The organism is Alteromonas sp. OM2203, assembly GCF_048517045.1.
Taxonomy (GTDB): Bacteria; Pseudomonadota; Gammaproteobacteria; order Enterobacterales; family Alteromonadaceae; genus Alteromonas; species Alteromonas gracilis.
On the sequence record NZ_CP183209.1, the window covers coordinates 4304782 to 4320756 of the forward strand.

General features: G+C 44.3%; 12 protein-coding genes. 2 read left to right on the forward strand and 10 right to left on the reverse strand.

Going from position 1 to position 15975, the window contains the following annotated elements; translation table 11 throughout:
• Positions 1–44 precede the first annotated feature (44 nt).
• The 5 genes from ACM0P2_RS18845 to ACM0P2_RS18865 all read right to left on the reverse strand — a co-directional run bounded on the left by ACM0P2_RS18845 (position 45) and on the right by ACM0P2_RS18865 (position 7083).
• Positions 45–1109, reverse strand: a complete 1065-nt coding sequence (locus ACM0P2_RS18845) for a diguanylate cyclase domain-containing protein (RefSeq protein ID WP_419226994.1) — start codon at positions 1107–1109, stop codon at positions 45–47.
• Positions 1110–1204: 95 nt separating this feature from the next.
• Positions 1205–3130 carry an ATP-binding protein gene (locus tag ACM0P2_RS18850; protein ID WP_419226995.1) on the reverse strand — a complete coding sequence of 642 codons (1926 nt, stop codon included), beginning with the start codon at positions 3128–3130 and terminating at the stop codon, positions 1205–1207.
• Between the two features lie 19 nt (positions 3131–3149).
• Positions 3150–4106 carry an ABC transporter substrate-binding protein gene (locus ACM0P2_RS18855; protein WP_236547168.1) on the reverse strand — a complete coding sequence of 319 codons (957 nt, stop codon included), beginning with the start codon at positions 4104–4106 and terminating at the stop codon, positions 3150–3152.
• A 185-nt stretch (positions 4107–4291) separates the two neighbouring features.
• Positions 4292–5278 carry an LLM class flavin-dependent oxidoreductase gene (locus tag ACM0P2_RS18860; RefSeq protein WP_419226996.1) on the reverse strand — a complete coding sequence of 329 codons (987 nt, stop codon included), beginning with the start codon at positions 5276–5278 and terminating at the stop codon, positions 4292–4294.
• Between the two features lie 566 nt (positions 5279–5844).
• Complete coding sequence (locus ACM0P2_RS18865) at positions 5845–7083, reverse strand: EthD family reductase (protein WP_419226997.1); 1239 nt, start codon at positions 7081–7083, stop codon at positions 5845–5847.
• 222 nt (positions 7084–7305) lie between these two features.
• Between ACM0P2_RS18865 and ACM0P2_RS18870 the strand changes: the two genes are divergently transcribed.
• Positions 7306–8010 carry an IclR family transcriptional regulator gene (locus ACM0P2_RS18870; RefSeq protein ID WP_419226998.1) on the forward strand — a complete coding sequence of 235 codons (705 nt, stop codon included), beginning with the start codon at positions 7306–7308 and terminating at the stop codon, positions 8008–8010.
• A gap of 374 nt (positions 8011–8384) precedes the next feature.
• Here the strand turns inward: ACM0P2_RS18870 and ACM0P2_RS18875 are convergent, their stop codons facing one another.
• Entirely contained in the window at positions 8385–9035 is a 651-nt protein-coding gene (locus ACM0P2_RS18875; RefSeq protein ID WP_419226999.1) for an outer membrane beta-barrel protein, read from the reverse strand.
• A gap of 102 nt (positions 9036–9137) precedes the next feature.
• Here ACM0P2_RS18875 and ACM0P2_RS18880 point away from each other — a divergent pair, with 102 nt between their 5' ends.
• Entirely contained in the window at positions 9138–9950 is an 813-nt protein-coding gene (locus ACM0P2_RS18880) for a LytTR family DNA-binding domain-containing protein (RefSeq protein ID WP_419227000.1), read from the forward strand.
• 308 nt (positions 9951–10258) lie between these two features.
• Here ACM0P2_RS18880 and glmS read toward each other — a convergent pair whose 3' ends face one another.
• The 4 genes from glmS to glmU all read right to left on the reverse strand — a co-directional run bounded on the left by glmS (position 10259) and on the right by glmU (position 15749).
• Complete coding sequence (gene glmS, locus ACM0P2_RS18885) at positions 10259–12091, reverse strand: glutamine--fructose-6-phosphate transaminase (isomerizing) (protein WP_419227001.1); 1833 nt, start codon at positions 12089–12091, stop codon at positions 10259–10261.
• Positions 12092–12093: 2 nt separating this feature from the next.
• Positions 12094–12906 (reverse strand): DeoR/GlpR family DNA-binding transcription regulator, encoded by an 813-nt coding sequence (locus ACM0P2_RS18890; protein ID WP_419227002.1) that lies wholly within the window; start codon positions 12904–12906, stop codon positions 12094–12096.
• Positions 12907–13105: 199 nt separating this feature from the next.
• A complete protein-coding gene (locus ACM0P2_RS18895; RefSeq protein ID WP_419227003.1) occupies positions 13106–14146 on the reverse strand; it encodes a Gfo/Idh/MocA family oxidoreductase in 1041 nt (346 codons plus the stop codon).
• A 244-nt stretch (positions 14147–14390) separates the two neighbouring features.
• On the reverse strand, positions 14391–15749 hold the full coding sequence (gene glmU, locus ACM0P2_RS18900; protein ID WP_419227004.1) for a bifunctional UDP-N-acetylglucosamine diphosphorylase/glucosamine-1-phosphate N-acetyltransferase GlmU: 1359 nt from the start codon (positions 15747–15749) through the stop codon (positions 14391–14393).
• Between the last annotated feature and the right edge of the window lie 226 nt (positions 15750–15975).

Genomic DNA, 15975 nt, shown 5'->3' on the forward strand with positions numbered 1-15975 from the left:
TTGGTGGGCGTGGCGCACGTCGTTTCGCCCCTCATTCTGTAAAACTAGGCCTCTTTTAACACGAACTGGGCTTTACCTCTTTCCTTAGCGTCATAAAGCGCTTTATCCGCTTCATCAATAAGCCAGTCGATGGAGCAATTATTAACAGACTTCGCAAACACCACACCAATCGAACAACTTACAAGCGGGTGCTTCGCATCTTGTGCGTGTTGCAACGCTGCTTCTTCCCATTCATTTAAAAGCGCCTGACAGTGCTTCGCCACTTGGTCTTTTTTGATATCGCTTAGCACGATAATAAACTCTTCGCCGCCATATCGCCCCAGTATATCGGTTTCCCGCTTAAATACCTGCTTCATGATGCGCGCCTGTATTTTTATTGCTTCATCACCCTGCTGATGGCCAAAAGCATCGTTGTACTTTTTGAAATCGTCCAAGTCGAGCATCAATACTGCCATTGAAACCTTATGCCGTTTACTTAATGCCAACAGTTTTTCGCTTTGCTCTCTTAAAGCACGTCGATTCAGTAAGTCAGAGAGCGGGTCGTATTTACTTAGCTTGAGCAGTCTATCGTTCGTTTGTTTTAGCATTTGCACACTTCGGTCTAAACGGTAGCGAGCATATACACAAATAAATAGCGACCCCGATACGAATGCCGCAGAAATTGGCACTCTATCGCCGTAAACAGGCGCTACCCACATTAGGCCAAGGAAACCCAGGATATTAATGAGGTTAACGGTTATCGCCAGTTTAAAGGGAATACCGAGCGCAAAAACACAAAAGAAGGCATATAAGATAGTCCCCTCGTAGGGAAAAATAAAATCATGCTCAGTCCAACATACCCAAATGAGCCAATAATTGCTGTATGAAAGAGCGACAAGCAACGTTGCAAAGACAATAGCCCTGTGTTGAATAAACTTGCGCCAATAGGATATTGCTATGACTGTAAGTATGATTGGAAATTGGATAAGTAAACGGTCAAAAATGTACAATTGATACATGGAGCTTGGCAATAACAACAAGTCAGCGGCCATGAAGACGAGCACGAGTACAGCGCCGATTATGAGCGCAATTCGCAGACGCCTCAATTCACTTGGTTTATTAAATTGCACACGCCATCCTATGCATCAAGATTGAATGTAGACCTAAGCGCTCTTTTCACTAAGCGTTCATTCACTTATGAAATCTACAAAGACACTCAGTAACTCTACTTATTATCAGTGACTTCTTGCTTAAGCGCCAGTTTTACCAAGCTTTCTTGTAACGCTTCAACAGTGACAGGTTTGGTTACAATGTCGTCCATTCCTGCCGCCTTAAATACTATATGGCGCTCTTTGAACGCTTCTGCGGTCAAACCTATCACCGGCGTTTGGCCTAAGTCGCCATTTAATTTGCGAATGCGCTTTGTGGCTTCTATTCCATCCATCACTGGCATGTGAACATCCATAAAGACTACGTCAATGCCACCTTCTTCAACCCGTGCAGTCGCTTTCAGCCCATTGTCAACGTGCTCTACAATACAATTGAGTTGCTCTAGAAGCGCTTGTGCTACTACTGCATTGATCGCGTTATCTTCTGCCAGTAAGATTTTTAATCCCGATGGCAAGCTTGCATCACGAGCCTTCTTTACCAACACGGAATCAGTTGAAGACTCAACTTTTAAGCGAGACTGTACATTGGCTGTAACGGTAAAACACGAGCCTTCGCCTACCTTGCTTACGACTTTGATGTCGCCACCTAGTAGCTGAGCAAGCTGTCTTGCTATGGCAAGCCCAAGACCAGTACCCCCGTATTCTCGGGTAATCGATGAATCAGATTGTGTGAACTTATCAAAAATGTGTTCTAACCTATCTGGCTCGATGCCAATACCACTATCTTTTACCGCAATAACCAAACGGTTCTCGCCCACAGTTTCCGTTGACGGCTGTTTAAGCTTTGCGGTAATCCTCACCGTACCTTTATGTGTGAACTTGATGGCATTGCTTACAAGATTAATAATAATTTGACGAAGCTTGGTGATATCGCTCGTTACCGCCACAGACTCAAGGTTCTTACTTGTATACACCAAACGGGTATTGTTACTGCTGGCATTAGTCCCAAGTAACGTGATGAGTTCGTTAAGCATAACGTTGAGGTCAAACTCAGTAACGTCCACTTCCGACATACCAGACTCAATTTTAGACAAATCCAGTACATCGTTTATGACCGTTGCGAGAATAGATGCCGAAGACTTCAAATCACTTGCATATTGATGTTGCTTATCTGAAAGCGGCGTTTCTAACAGCAATGCTGCTAACCCTTGAATGCCGTTTAGTGGAGTACGAATCTCGTGACTCATCACAGCAAGAAAATCGGTTTTTGCTCTATTCGCCTGCTGGGCTTGAGCAACATACTGCTCTATTTCACCAGACATTGCCTCAACATCCCGCGCAAGGCCTCCGAGTTCATCGTTTTGCTGTAAATCGATGGTGACCTTTTTATGGTCTACTGCAATTCGGCTAGCGGCCGACTTAATTTTTTCAATGGGCGATACAACTAAAATCTGGGTTACGCGCCCCATAAGAAGGCTTACAGTGACAACGGCAAACAGCGTAACGAGAACAGTGAGCCACGCTATAGTAAACAAAGAAGACTGCAAAGGTTCAGCTGGCTGTAAAACCGTCACCTTCCAGTTCCACGGATTGAACTCCGAACACGCAAAAAGTACATCTATGTCATTAACGTTAGACTCTCCAAACGCCACGGTGCGATTGGCAATGGTGGCCATGCTGGCGCCCTCGACATTTAGCAATACAGGGGCCTTCATCGTGCTAAAAACAAGGGTTTCGGTGCTTCTATCACTTATCGCAAAGTGTCGGTTGGTTGCCTGCTGTAAGGACTTAAGCTCTTCAAATACCTCTTTTTGATAGGCATCCCTGAACACAGGCACGTTTTCAAGACCTGACTCAATAAGCAATTCACGTCGTTCGTTTATGATTTCCATTACGTTCAATGTGAGTGTTTGAGTAAGAAGCTGATACTCTCGTTCACGAACTGAATCATAGGCTGTTAAGTAAGCCCAGTAGCCTGTCACTGCCATTCCAATTAGCAATATTGGAATGTATATCATCAATAGTTTCGTTTTAATCCGCATATTAACTTTTTATTTGACCCTACTGATAGACATGTTTTTTCGCGAGTTTGAGGTAATTTGAAGGGATCGGTAGCTGTAGTTTTATTGCTGTGGAAACATTTACTGCCACCGTATACGTATCCATTTTTCCGACAGGCATATCTTTCGCCGAACTGTTCTCAAGTATTAACTTTGCTTTTCTTGCCGCTGATTTCCCTATACTAACTGGCTCGGATACGACCCCAATGAGCGCACCCTCTTTCACAGATGAAATACTCTCTGCAAATAAAGGGAATAAACCTGTTCTTTCTTTTACTTTAGCCACCAGTCCATTTGCTTCAGCGAGTGGCCCTGAAGAGAGCCAATAGCCGTCTAATTTGTCTTCGCTTTGCTGCAATTTTTCAACAATATTATCGGTCATCGCCACGAGCCCTTCATCGCCCTCTAAATAAGGGGTGCTGACAGCGACCAAATTAATGTGCTTATAGTTTCCGTTAAGCGCAAGCAGTTGATTTACCAAGTTGCTTGAAGATGGATACATTGAGTGAATTAGCCCAATGGTTAAAGGCTTATTTTGATCAGAGGCTCTAAGCACCCCCTCCAGCATATCCAGCTTTACTTTTGCGTCGAGTACGTGTGACTCACCTGTTATATTGCGATCGCTGCTTGCGCCAATTGCCGGCACAATACCTTCTTCAACAGGTGAAGAAACCGCCATAAAGAGTTTTGGTACTTCAAGAAATTCGCTAGACGCATTAAGCGCCCGGGTAGCGAGCGTAGCGACCGACACCATTAAGTCGGGGGTAGGCTCTTTAGCTAAATCGGCGAGTATTGCCCTTGCGCGAAGCTCGGAGCCCTCTGCGTCGTAGGTCGTCACGTTAATGTCATGGTTGGGCATAATACGGGCCAACTCTTTTTCAAACTCAATGCGTGACTCGGTAACAATAGGAACAGGTAAAGTCTCAACTATAACAACGTTATAAACTTCTTTTGCCATTACTAAGCCCGTGCTCAGCGACAATGAAAAAAAAGCATATAAAGTGAAAGCTATGATCCTTGTCATTCTCTACGTCCTGCTATAACTACCCGAGAAATTAATACTAAAGTAGTATCATAAGGTTATTCGACAGCAATGCATAGAAGAAGTTATAGCCAATTGTTCTGAACTGGTGATATCACGTCCTAGCCAGCTAACTCCGCAAAAGTCTTAACGCTAAGCAATCGAGCATTTATGTCGTAAATTGGCATAGACACGATAATTTCATCAATTTGTGTCGCTTCTATAAACTTGTTGAGCTTTGTTTTTACCGTTTCCTTTGAGCCTACTAACGCATATCTCAATACACTTGATAGCATAGCTTCATCCGTCGCCGTGCAGTACTCGTTGAAGTTATGCATAGGTTTGGCAAACGGCTTGTTAAGGCCACGTCGCATGTTCATAAATTGCTGTTTTACCGACGTGAATAGCCATTCTGCCTCCTCGTCAGTTTCAGCAATCACCACCATTATGCCCGCCATCGCTTTTGGTGTTGATAATTGCGCTGAAGGTTGAAACATACTGCGGTACACATGGAGAGCATCAAATAAGGCATCGGGCGCAAAGTGGGAAGCAAATGAATAAGGCAGCCCCATTTTTGCCGCCACCTGTGCACTGTACAAGCTTGAGCCAAGTAACCATAAAGGTACGTGGGTATTCGCCCCAGGCACTGCAACAATTGGCTGCCCTTCTTTCGGGGTACCAAGGTAATGCTGAAGTTCCCGAATATCTTCTGGATAGCTATCTACATCGCTCTGTAGGTTACGACGAAGCGCTCGTGCGGTTGCCATATCAGTACCTGGTGCGCGACCTAGTCCAAGCTCTATCCGATTGGGAAATAATTCAGCCAAGGTGCCAAATTGTTCAGCAATGACCAAAGGCGCATGGTTAGGCAGCATAATGCCACCGGCACCCACTTTGATAGTAGAGGTAGCATTAGCAATATGCGTTAACACTACCGAGGTCGCTGAACTGGCTACGCCTTGCATACCGTGGTGCTCGGCTAACCACACTCGTTCATAACCACTACGCTCAGCTTCCTTAGCCATCAGCGTTGAGTTATTTAATGCGTCTTTTACGCCAAAACCTTCTGAAATAGGCGCTAAATCTAGCAGTGAGTACGGAATAGCCATGGTGCCTCGCTAACGTGTTAAATCTTTAGAAGAGTTACATATGAACCCAGCGGCTGCTTTACAACCATTTACATAAGTAAAGTAAGCTGAATTGGGAAGCGATAGCGACGAAAGGATAAAAAGCTAAACTAAAAGGATGTATACAAACTTAAGCATGAAAAGCAAAAAGGCCTGATTTCGACATATTATCGATATCAAGCCTTTTCAATCATTTGCATATGAGCCCAGCTATAAAAAATTAAATTAAGAGTTGAAGGCTCACGATTTTTTTAGTGTGGAAGGACATCAAAGTTTGAAACTTTTTCACTCCCGCATTTCGATTCTCACATAGCAAGCAGAAGCTTAGTGTGACAATAAATATTGAAATTTAGAACCCATCAAAGTGGTTATCCAAAGAAAGTATGCCAATAAAGTTCGAAACTTATTTGTGCATAACAAAGTTACAAAACCGACAGGCAGCACTGTACGTAAAGCAGCCATTGATAAAAAACAAGTAGCCATTCAATTCAATTTATCTATATTTCAACTATTACATGAGCCGCTCAGGGCGGCTCTTTCTTTGCTATTTAACCTATAATATTCACCTGGCTGCCCAGCTGGATTAGCGTATTTTCATGATCAAGAAACGTTTTTTCATCTTCAAAAACTACATCTTTATAAAAATTTGAGTCCATAACCTTATTCAGTGAAGATTGCGACTTGAACCATAGTTCCGCTGTGCCGTCGAACTTTGCATTATCAGAATCTAGATCTTTTAGTTCTACTGGATGGGTTTGAATGTACCTTAGAACATGGTCCTGAACACCAGGGATTTGACGAAACAGTGGGCCATGTTTCTTAATATGATGCTCAACGAAGTCCTCATGTGACATGCCTTTTTTGCGCTTTAAAAACATTGTCATTTTCACCACACCTTGCTCAGTCAGTACTTCCGATGCCTCTTGACGGTGGATAGCATGACTGACTGGAGATACGCTGGTCGAGGGGGATGGCTTCCATCTAGCCACTGTTGCTTCAGGGGAGTAATCAATACCGTCTGGTGTGGTAATCAACTCAATGTAGGTTCCCCATGGGGCTTTGCCATATACGCCTGCGTTGTTTTCACTCCCTTCCACTCCTGAAAGAGGGTGAATTGCCGATAATAATTCTCCACCTGCTGCCTCGAAACTGTCTGCGGTAGCCTTGATATCATCGACATAGAGTGCCAAATGGTTTAGGCCGAAATCGTTCAGTGAGGTAGCCTCACGCTGTTTGGTATCCTCAAACTGGAACATTTCGATAGTCGCACTGTCTCCAATTCTTAGTAATCGCATGTGAACTATTTTTGCACCAGAAGGGATTCCGAGCTGTTGCTCAACCTCTTTTCCCGCCATGGCTGGCTCATGCGGTGACTGAACATCATAAACAATACTCGCGCCGAACGCCTGAGTGAAAAATGTTGTAGCCGCATTTAAATCTGGTACACATAGACCAACGTGATCAATACCTCTGATGTGTTGGTGAGCAAAATGTGGTGCAGATAGGGTTTCCAGTTGAACAACCGATGATGCGCCTCCCTCAACAAGATTCTTAAGGGCATTATTGAAACTGATTACATGCTTAGAGTTAAGGTGTTCAGAAAATGCATCTTCGCTGATGTACTTTTCCAGCATCCTGAATGTAGAAGGCTCTGCTTTGTCATGAAAAACACTAAAATCTATATTTCCGGGTTCTTTACGAACATTGTTTGCTAGTTCGTCGATAAGTGAGGCAAGGACGTCTTCTTTCCCCTCAAGCGCTGTTGCTGTTGCAATCATTGTTTTCATATCATGTTCTCCAAATGGTAGTTACATGTCGCTGATAAAAGTCGGTGGTGATAAATATCTGGGGGGAGCGACCTCGTTGTCATGTCGGCAGCCACGCAGATTCTGATCCTGAAACGGAGCGATGCATTGGCAGGTTCATTAATAAATCAATAAAGTGGATTTATTCGTCGAAAAACATAAAATATTCATCATTGTTGAATTTTCGCGCTTTTCAGGACTTATATGATTCAGTCGGTATCAAGAACATTTGCGATTTTAGAAATTATTGCGAGAAACGGGGGAGAAGCAAAACTCCAAGAAATAGCCAGGGTTTCTGGAATTAAACAAACGACAGCACATAATTTGCTAAAGACGCTATGTCAGCTTGGTTATGTTTTCAGAAATCAAGGAAGTACGGGTTATTTCCTCAGTCGGCGTATGTCTAACCTTTCCAGGGTTTCCGGAAATGATTATCAACTCCGCGAATCACTGATGCCTTTTCTGGCTGACATTACGAAAAAAACAGGCGAAACGAGTTTTATCGCGGTACCCAGTGGGGGTGAAGTATTTTTTCTGGCTGGTATCGAATGTGATAAAGCAATAAAACATACCTCTCCTGAAGGATTGAGAACACCGATGCCAGGTTCAGCAGCCGGGCTTGTGTTAATGGCATGGATACCAGATATCTTTGACTGGATAAAACCGGAGCATCGTATGGCTATTGGTGAAGATGTCGAAAAGGCACTTGAAATAACTCGCGCAAGAGGATTTGCACTTGATGTTGGAAAAGCGGAAAAAGGTCTAAACTGTGTAGCTATTCCCTATTTTAAAGAGGGACAGTTGGAAGCCGTAATAGGTATTAGTGGTCCTGCATTCCGACTCCCTGAATCAAAGCTAATAAGTGATGCGCAATGGATGCAATCCTACCTTTCAGAATTATCCTTGTAAGCATTACTGCTCAATCTTACTTTGAATTCAGAGGATAGCTTCAATTTTATTTATGTGTGAATTTCTGCTGATTGACTCAAGGTGCCTATGACGCTATTAGGCAGCCCCGTACGTATTCCGGACCTTCACGTCTTAGTTATTCAATTTCAACTATGAGCGAATAGCGGAATCTAACCAGACCTCAGTTAGACGACTGCTCCACAGCCACAGTAGATAGGCAACGCCATAATTTTAAGTGGCGATTGCATAATGCAATTGCTAAAAAAACGTGAGGTGGCAACCAATATCTGTCGTTCGATATTCGCCAATGTTTACTGTTCGAAGTCACACAAACTTGCAGACTGTACAACAACAATACAGCCTGCACAGGGAGTTTAAAACCGATATTTAAGGTTTAACTGAAAGCTAAGCGGTGTGTAGTCGATATTTTCAAACGTACCAATGGTAACATTTTCCTCTGCATCCATATCTACACCAGAAATGATCGTATATCGCAATTCAGCTTGGGCAGATAGGCGTTTGCTTAAAGTGTAATCGGCACCGAACATAAGTTGAAAGCCGGTGTCTCCGCTGCCCGAAAAAGATCGTTCACCAGAAGCATCTTCGAGATCGATATCTATTTCCTGAGTAAAGGCGAGCCCAGCGCCTGCAAACCAGCGCCAATCGGTGTCACTTTCAAAGTAATGGTAGGCGTTTATAGCAATCACACTCGATGCAAAATTTCCGTCAGTAAACTCTATACCACCAGGTAGAGTGGTTTCTGAGTCATTGCTTCTATATTCCCAATACAATTCCACTGCCCAGTTATTGTTAACAAAATAGCCTGCGGCTATGCCAGCATTAAAACCTCCATCCAATTTAATATCTACGCTGCCAGTTTGCGCTAATACATCGGTTACTTGCCCATCCTGATCAGACAGCATACTTATGCCAAAAGTCGGTTTTATATACCAAGAAGATTCAGCGCTTGCGTGAAAAGCAGTTAATGCCAAAGCTGTCGCAACGAATAGCGAGATTAATTTCATGTCATGTGTTCCTAAATGTGTGAGTTTCTCTTATTCTTACTGAAGAGCAACAAATTGGCACACACGCTGAGGGCGCTTATGTATGAATGGGCAAGTTTTTGAATGAATGGGCTGTTTCCTCTTGGTGATATTAATCCTTTTCGGTATTTTTTTGGCATTGCAGTCATCGTTGGGCTGGTGTTTGCTTTTATCTCTTCGACTAATAACGAGCCCTTTTTACCCCGTTTAGTGCAATGGCAGCTGCAGAGTCTACTCCCTATGGCGCTGATGGTCGGTACCCATATTGGCTTGTCATTCTTGTCATCGTTTAACCGATTATCGGTCTGGCAGAAAGTGTTTATGTCAGGTGCTGTAGGCGCTAGCCTCTTTTCCCCTCTTGCGTTACTGATTGACATATTCTACGCCAATGAAGGATGGCCTCAGTCATTTGCAGAAGAGCTTGCGGGAGAATGGCTCGGCGTGTTTTTTCCCGCAATTTTGGTTTGGATGTTAATCAATACACCATGGATTTTAGATATGCAGTTTGTGAAACGCACATCTGCAGATAGTCAGCTCAAAGAAAGCAAGGAGGTAAAGCCGGTTTGCAACTATCCATTTATGTCACATCTGCGCCAGGATATGGGCGATGATTTGTTGTGTATTTCGTCGCAGTTACACTATCTTGAGGTGGTTACAGCCAATGGTAAGCAACTCATTCTATATGCGCTCAAGGACGCTATTTTAGAGGTGCCGCATGACAAAGGGATGCAGGTTCACCGATCGCATTGGGTTGCCTTTGAAGCTATTGCGTCATTCAAGAGAACAGGGAGAGAAGGCATTATAACCTTAGTCAACGGTTTAAAATTGCCGGTAAGCCGTTCTTACATTAAAACTTTGAGTACCCAATTAGAAACCATGCAACTAGTCACTCAATAAGTTTTCAAGATGTGCAACATACTCCGCTTTCACCCATCGAGTGATAAAGAATATGTATATAAGTAGCACAAAACCTAAAGCCTGAAGGTCCGTTGTTTGTCTTGAGCGGACGCCTACATGCCAAATTGCTGATGTCTTGTTATCGCTCATTTACGACCCGCTTAAGCTCGTTTGGGGTAAAATTTTGTTAGAGCGAAATGCAGACTAAGTAAAAAGCCTCGAACTTTAATGTCATAGTTTCAAACTTTAGTGTCGTTGTTCTAATCTTTAATGTCCCCCGACAATTTAGAAAGTACTCAAACTTATCGCTATTCCACTGTAACTGACTTTGCTAAGTTTCTAGGCTGGTCAACGTCGGTGCCCTTAATTAACGCCACGTAGTAGCTCAATAGCTGTAGCGGCAAGGTATAAATGATAGGTGCAATAGCCGCTTCGCAGTGCGGTACGTCAATAACGCGCATGGTTTCATCCCCTGCAAAAGCCGCATCTTTGTCAGCAAATACATACATGATACCGCCACGAGCGCGCACTTCTTCAACGTTCGATTTTAGCTTTTCAAGCAGTTCGTTATTTGGCGCCACAACAATAACCGGCATTTCGTCGTCAATCAGCGCAAGAGGGCCGTGCTTCAATTCACCTGAGGCATAGGCTTCAGCGTGAATATAAGAAATCTCTTTAAGTTTTAGCGCGCCTTCCATAGCAATGGGATATTGGTCGCCACGACCTAAGAACAAGCTGTGGTTTTTGTCTGCAAACTCTTCCGCTAAATCTTCGATACCGCCTGTAATAGCTAGGGTCTCTTCAAGTTTGGCAGGCAAGCTGTGAAGTGCAGAAACAATGGCCTTGCTGTCGGACTCAGTCATGCCGTTTTCTTTGCCCAATGCAAGGGTTAGCATAAGGAAAGCTGCAAGCTGTGTAGTAAAGGCTTTGGTAGATGCCACACCTATTTCTGCGCCCGCGCGAGTCATAAATGCCAAGTCAGATTCACGTACTAATGACGAGCCCTGAACATTACATATGGTCAAACTAGACATATAGCCCAACTCTTTCGCCAAACGAAGAGCTGCCAATGTATCGGCTGTCTCGCCTGATTGAGAAATAGTAATGAGTAGGCTGTTTGGATGCACTACCGACTTGCGATAACGAAACTCTGATGCAATTTCTACGTTACACGACACATTGGCGTACTGCTCTAACCAATAGCGCGCCGTCATACCTGCATGGTAGCTAGTTCCACAGGCAATGATTTGAACGTGTTTAACCTTTTTAAATACTTCGTCAGCACCTTTTCCAAATACATCAGCGGTAAGTCCGTTTTCATCAATACGGTTTTTTAATGCGTTACGCACAACCGTTGGCTGCTCGTGAATTTCCTTAAGCATGTAGTGGCGGTAACCCGCTTTGTCACCCGCGTCGTGCTCGATGTTCGATTCAATGATTTCGCGCTCAACGGCATTGCCGTCTTTATCAAAGATTTTAACGTCGCGACGTGTAATCTCGGCTACATCGCCCTCTTCTAAAAAGATAAAGCGGCGTGTTACTGGCAATAGCGCCATTTGGTCTGACGCAATAAAGTTTTCGCCAAGCCCAAGCCCAATGACTAACGGGCTGCCAGAACGTGCAACCACTACGCGGCTAGGGTCTTCTTTATCCATAATTACTGTGCCGTAAGCACCGTGGAATGTCTTAACCGCACTTTGTACTGCGTCTAAGAGTGTACTTCCCGATTTAAGCTCTTCATGCACCGTATGCGCAATAGTTTCAGTGTCGGTGTCGCTGGTAAAGGTGTAGCCTTTATCTTTTAGCTGCGCTTTTAAACTTACGTAGTTTTCAATAATGCCGTTGTGAACCACGGCCACGCGTTCGGTAGAGAAATGGGGGTGAGCGTTTGCTTCAGTTACACCACCATGGGTCGCCCAACGGGTGTGTGCAATACCGGTTGTTCCCAAAGCTTCGCCTGCTGCTACCGCATCAGCAAGCTCTTGCACTTTGCCTGTACGGCGAATACGCGTCAGCGTACCATCGTTTTGAAGCAGCGCCACACCGGCTGAATCATAGCCGCGATACTCTAGCCTTTTTAAACCTTCTAGTAGGATTTCAACTACGTTACGCTCAGCAACTGCGCCAACAATTCCACACATAATTATTCTCCACTCGGCGCTGCAATAAGCACGGTCACGCCCTGATTTTCAATATTAAGTTTGTCTTCATCACTAATGCCTTCATCGGTGATCAAAACAGATATGTTTTTCCAGCTCAGCTCTAGATTAGGCATTTTATGGGTTAGTTTTTTTGAGCTGGCTAATACCACCACCTTACTGGCCCCCGCGGCCATCGCGCGAGTAACACCTATTAGCTCGTTAAAGGTGGTAGTGCCTCTGCTTACATCTATGCCTGCAGCGCCAATAAACGCAACATCAAAACTATAGGCGCTAACTAGCTGTTCAGCCATGGCACCCTGAAAAGACTGAGACTGTGCATCCCAGGTTCCACCTACCATTAGGACAGTAGGTTCATTCTCGCACTGGGTAAGAAAATTGGCAGTAGACAGGGTATTGGTCATCACCACCAAGTCATCGATATTTGATAGATGGGGCAACACTGATGCGGTTGTAGAGCCGCAATCTATAACTAACTTGTTGCCTGGTTTCACCAAGCTTACTGCGAGTTGGCCTATAGCGTTAATTGCTGGGCTAGTAGTTGAATTCGTGAAAGGGTCATTGGTAATAAATTGAGATGGTCCGGCATTTGAGTTCGTAGTGGATGGCACAGGCACTGCGCCACCAAACTGTCGAATCAGTAAACCTTGCTCCGAAAGAGCAGCGAGATCTTTTCGAATGGTCACTTCAGACGTAGCAAAACGCATAGCCAAATCTTCAACTTGTGATTGGCCATGTTCTGTTACCCACGCCACTATCTGCTGGCGGCGCTGTTCAACTGATTTACTGCTTTTCAATACAACCCCGAGCTTGTGCGGGCTACTTATTTAGCCTTCCTGTTAGCGTTGCCCTAATTGTGCACAAGCTAAGGAAAAAGTTTGTAAAATAGTCCACAAAGAGCTTTCTATTCTCAACTCAAAACTTTCAAAACGAAAGCTTTAAATTTTAAAGTGAAAGCATCGTAAGTTAAATCGAAATATTGGTCAAGGTAATTGTTTAATTAAACGTCAGCGATGCCTTTTGAGCACTCGCTTTTATGGCTAGCTCAATGACTTTGATAACAGGTACAACCGTGCTCGCGTCTGCGGGCGAGAATTTGCCGTCTTCAATAGCGTGAGCAAGGCGATTGAAAAACGTCAGGTATTCGCCTTTAAGTGTTGTAACCGTCTCTTCAATTAGCTTGCCGCTTTCGTTGACAACAGCTAATTCGCCATGTTCCCTGTCATTAGTTAGGGCCCAATTCTCATCGTCAAAAGACAGACCTGCTCGCAGCTGATCCTCTTGTGGATCTAAATAGAATTTTCGAAAGCTGCCTTTTGTACCTTGCAAATCGTAACGCAGTGTTGCCCCCGCCTGGAAAGCTGAGCTACCTAGCTTCACAACTTTGTCACTGTAATGAAGCGTTAAATCGAATGTATCATCTGATTGCCCGTTTTCGCGCAATGTCTGTATGCTTGCCGACACTTCTTTCGGCTCGCCAAAAAGCTGCAGAGCTTGGTCGATTAAGTGGGGGCCCAAATCCCAGAAGATGCCGCTGCCAGGTCCTGCATTTTCACGCCACCTGTTGCGTGGAATGGGGCGAAAACGATCAAAACGGCTTTCAAGACGTTTAATTTCACCAAGACGTCCATCATCAATTAGCTTTTTAATAGTAAGAAAATCACCATCAAAGCGCCTGTTATGATACACGCACAGCTGTTTATTCTGCGCGTTAGCAAGGTCAACCAAGGCTTCTGCTTCTTCACTGTTTAATGTGAAGGGTTTTTCTACTAACACATGACAACTGTGCTCTAACGCCATCCTCGCTTGCTGGCCATGAAGATGATTAGGTGTGGTAATGATCACTAAATCAACATCGTGAATTTTTAATGCTTCTTCTAACGAACTGTAGACTTCTGCGTGGGGCAACACTGCTTTAACCGCATCCGGCTTTGATGAAATAACCACATCAATAGAAAACTGTGGCAGATAATTGAGAAAGGGTAGATGAAAGGTGGTTGCAGAAAATCCAAAGCCAACCAGTAAAGTAGATATCATTGCAGCTCCATGTGAGATTTTAAGGTAAGTGAATACACACTATAAAAAAGATAGAGTGATACATCAGCCATAGGTTCACTATTTCTCATCACCGCACTTGCGAATGCTTGTGAAAACTAGAGGGAACGATAGTTTTGACTGAATTGCGGGCTAAACCAGTTTGTTTTTAAATAACACTGCTGGGGAAATGGGCTAACAGAATGTTTTGTACTTCTGCTAAGCCCATTAAAAAGCGAGGGGGCTTTTATTTTTTCGTCGGACGCGGCCAGTTCGGAATATTGCGCTGTTTACCACGTGCAACAGCCAAAGCGTCTTCGTCTACCGTTGAGGTGATGACAGACCCCGCCCCCACTGTTGCTCCTTTGCCAATGTTTACAGGCGCTACAAGTGACGAGTTCGAGCCGATGAAAGCATTTTCACCGATCACTGTCTTTGATTTATTCACGCCATCATAATTACAGGTGATGGTGCCTGCACCGATATTCGCTTTAGCACCTACTTCGGCATCGCCCAAATAGGTCAGATGATTAGCTTTTGCGCCTTCACCTAATACCGCTTTTTTCATTTCAACAAAGTTGCCTACTTTGGCATTTTTTTGCATAACGGCGCCTGGTCGTAGTCTGGCGTATGGCCCTACTGTACACCCCTCTCCAACGCTCGCTTCTTCAACTATGGAATTTGGCTCTATAACAGCGTTATCGGCGATAGTGCAGTTGCGTAGAATACAATTAGCGCCAATGATGACGTTATTGCCAAGGGTTACCTTACCTTCAACAATAACGTTCACATCTATAACAACATCGTTGCCGTTATCTAACTGCCCGCGCAAATCAAAACGAGCTGGATCTAAGAGTGTTACACCATTAGTCATTAATTCGTCAGCTTGGCGACGTTGAAGTGCACGTTCCAGGTTTGCCAGCTGTAACCGGTTGTTCACACCTTCCACTTCAACTGCAGATTGAGGCTGAGCAGACTGGATACGCTTGCCTTCTGATGCTGCCATTGCAATTACGTCGGTGAGATAGTACTCGCCTTGCGCATTATCATTGCTTAATTCACCTAACCAACGTTTGAGGTCTGCTCCGGACATCATCATCATGCCCGTGTTGATTTCTTTGATTTCACGCTGTTCATCAGTCGCGTCTTTGTGTTCTACGATAGCCGTTATATTGTCGTTTTCACGAATGATGCGGCCCATACCTGTGGGATCATCTAAGTTCACGGTGAGCAGCGCTAAATCGCAGTTTTCTTTTACAGCCTTCAACGCACTCAGGGTTTCTTCTCGAATAAGTGGTGCATCTCCCACAAGAATCAATACATCTTCATTGTCTTTGATATGCGGCGCCGCTTGCTGCACTGCATGGCCTGTTCCTAACTGCTCGGCCTGCAAGCACCAGTTCAGATTCTTCTCAACGACCGTTGCCTTTAGCTGGTCGCCTCCATGACCGTATACTAAATGAATGTTATCAACGCCGAGCGACTTAACCGTATTGATAATGCGCTGTACCATAGGTACGCCGCCTACCTTGTGTAAAACCTTAGGTAACGAAGACTTCATGCGAGTACCTTTACCCGCCGCTAAAACAACCACTGAGAAAGCCATATAATTCCTTTATTTCGCAAAGAGAATGAAAACGGCGCTTAGTGTAGCTAAGCTAAAATAAGAAGTCAGCGACTGATTAGGAAAATAACTGTATGGACACCATGAGATTGTGCTCAGGTGCTTCGTTATTTAGTCTAAACTTACGGTGAGCCACCTAGTAGTTCATAATTGCAACGGGTATACTCGCACTCTTAGGTAAGGTTCAGTCAGGCAAGGGAGCATGCGC